The sequence below is a fragment of the Bartonella sp. AP1QHHD genome (genome assembly GCF_042196265.1).
Classification (GTDB): Bacteria; Pseudomonadota; Alphaproteobacteria; order Rhizobiales; family Rhizobiaceae; genus Bartonella.
This window is the reverse complement of record NZ_JBHIPW010000078.1, coordinates 1-2,429: the sequence shown is the minus strand read 5'-3', so window position 1 is coordinate 2,429 and position 2,429 is coordinate 1. Positions and strand designations below refer to the sequence as shown.

Genomic DNA, 2,429 nt, shown 5'->3' with positions numbered 1-2,429 from the left:
GATTTATCGGATGAAGGATTGGGATACTGGGACAAAGTGCGCGAAGTCGCAAATGTCAAAGAGCATCCAGTAGGTGAGATTTTGCATGATGAAAATGGCAATGTCCTCTATTTAACCGATGAAAATGGAAAACCTATAAAAGGCAATGATGGAAAAAATATTACTCTGTATCGCTATTTAAAACCAGGAGAAGAAAATCATTTACAAAAAGGCTCTGATGGCAACAGGCGTATGTTCTATAATGGTATTTCTAATTCATCTGATGAAGCAGCCCGTAATGCCGTCAAAATGGCTGATAATGCGCATGAACCCCTTTATTTTACCTACCACCCCCAAGCTAAAGATAAGCTAGTAGAGTTCGGGGTAGCAATTTATGAGTATTTTGGGGGATGGAGTAATTCGACCAAGAAATTCCAAGATTTTGCCTCTCGTTATGGTAATGATGGGGCGATTGTTAGTGCGCATAGTCGTGGTAGCTTAACAGTAGGCAATGGACTACGTGACTTTGAAAAGCGCGGCATCCACGGTATAGCAGAAAAAACAGATATTTATCTTTATGGACCAGCGGATCATGCTCAATCGATAGCGAATGCATTATATGTCGTAAGCGATGGCAAAAATGATCATGTTTACTTACAAAGCCATGCATCTGACCCCATTAGTACGTTGTTTGGTTACAATGCACCTACTTTTTATAAAGTACCTTTAAATCTAGATGTTTCACTTTTGGAGAAAGGTATAAAAAATCCTTTATATATGACGCTGTTTGTAGGAAAAAGTTTATTGACTACAGCAACCTCTCCATTGATAGAGGGAGGGAGGGCGTTAGGCGGTTATGATCCTAGTCCCCATAATTGTTATGGTGATGCAAGTAAAGCGTGTATAACTAATTATGGAACATCTCCTACTAAACAAATTCATTCAATTTATTCGACTTTAGATCATTTATGGAAGAAAAAATGAGACAAATTTTAAAATTATTGAGTGGTATAGTCCTATTAAGTGTGACTGGATGTGACATATCAAAAATTGACAGCAGTCCTCCAGAGTACGTGAGTATGTGGGAGAAGGCAGGTGCAGATTCTACTGAGGTAGGAAAAGCCCTCTTAGAATGTGGAATACCGAGCCTTATTGATGCTGATTCAGAAAATAGAAAGCTTAGTGTTAATGAGGATGCAACAATTTATGCTTGCATGGTTCAATCAGGATTCCATTATAAAGGGAGAGGAAACTGGTGTTATACATTTAGAGAAGAAAACCTTCCCATTTGTCAGCTTGGTGCTGTCATCCCACAGAGAAGTGTTGAGAAGCGCTTAAATAGCCCATTTTGTAAAAGGTATAAAAATGCGGATGAATGCCAACCTTAAGTTTTGCTGTTTGTGATGGTCAACAATCCCTCATCCTTGCCTTCGCTTGAAATGACGGGATTGTTTTCTCAACCAATCATCTCAATATTGGTCACCGTTGTTTTAAGCAGCGATGACAGAAAATATCAACAAGCTTCCGAGCTTTTTTATTGTAAATAAATCCATTGAAAGAGGGGAAGAATGAAGAAAATCTTAAAACTGNTGTGGCGCTAGATTTGAATCAATTTGCCAGTATTGAAATGTGTATGGCGCAATCAGGTTTTCGTCCTAGCTTTACAATACAAGAATGGTGTGAAAACCATAAATCGGACAATCTTCCCATATGTCGTCCTGGTGCTGTCATGCCTCAGCGAAGTGTTGAGAGACGCTTAAATAGCCCTTATTGTAAAAAACATTCAGAACAACTTGAATGCAAACCTTAAGTCTTGCTTCAGTAGAGAAAGCCTTGAATTTACACCAAATAAAGCACCAGGTTGATGAGTTTGAGAAAGCCTTGTCCGTCCTTACGTGACAAGGTTTTCTTTTTATGCCGCGTCGTTATAACGTTGCTGTTTTGCTTGCTCGATGACATTCAAAAGATCCGATTGTAACCAACGCGATAAAAAACCAAATTTTAAAGGTTTTGGGAGAGAGCCATTGGTCACATGACGGCGGAATGTTGAGACACTCATATGAAGCAGTTTTGCACTTTCACGGTCTGTTAAAAGAATATCATTTTCTGTCATACTAAAATCCTTTCAAAAGTAAAAAAATGAGAACAAATCATAACTATTTATTAACCACATTTTGGTTCATTTTTGAAGGTATTTTATTTATAGAAAACAATATTTTATCATAGTTTTTCTGATGTGATAATTTATGACTCTTATTGAGAAAGAATGAGAGAAAAGAGAGCTAAAGTTATCCACAGATCATGGGGTTATTCACCCCATATCTTAAGATTGACCCGTGACATAAGCCGCCCATTTATCCATATAAACGCGGCGCTGTTCTAGATAATCAGTACGACGATAGGCACGCTCTACTTTGCCGCCAACTGTATGACTTAGAATAGTTTCAGCG

2 protein-coding genes and 2 pseudogenes are annotated in these 2,429 nt (G+C 38.2%); 3 read left to right on the top strand and 1 reads right to left on the bottom strand.

Annotated features, from left to right (window positions below):
• The 3 genes and pseudogenes from ACFIME_RS07090 to ACFIME_RS07080 form a co-directional block, all read left to right on the top strand.
• Window positions 1-963, top strand: a pseudogene (locus tag ACFIME_RS07090) (filamentous hemagglutinin); the annotation flags it as partial.
• Window positions 960-1,367, top strand: coding sequence for a hypothetical protein (locus tag ACFIME_RS07085; protein WP_375634020.1), 408 nt, complete (start codon window positions 960-962; stop codon window positions 1,365-1,367). The pseudogene ACFIME_RS07090 and the gene ACFIME_RS07085, both read left to right, overlap by 4 nt.
• 203 nt (window positions 1,368-1,570) lie before the next feature.
• Window positions 1,571-1,789: pseudogene (locus ACFIME_RS07080) on the top strand (hypothetical protein); the annotation flags it as partial.
• A 102-nt stretch (window positions 1,790-1,891) separates the two neighbouring features.
• Here ACFIME_RS07080 and ACFIME_RS07075 read toward each other — a convergent pair.
• A complete protein-coding gene (locus tag ACFIME_RS07075) occupies window positions 1,892-2,092 on the bottom strand; it encodes an AlpA family transcriptional regulator (RefSeq protein ID WP_015856172.1) in 201 nt (66 codons plus the stop codon).
• Window positions 2,093-2,429: the final 337 nt, after the last annotated feature.

Coding starts and splice junctions, on each gene's coding strand:
- ACFIME_RS07085 (WP_375634020.1), top strand. CDS start 960: ATGAGACAAATTTTAAAATTATTGAGTGGTATAGTCCTATTAAGTGTG.
- ACFIME_RS07075 (WP_015856172.1), bottom strand. CDS start 2,092: ATGACAGAAAATGATATTCTTTTAACAGACCGTGAAAGTGCAAAACTG.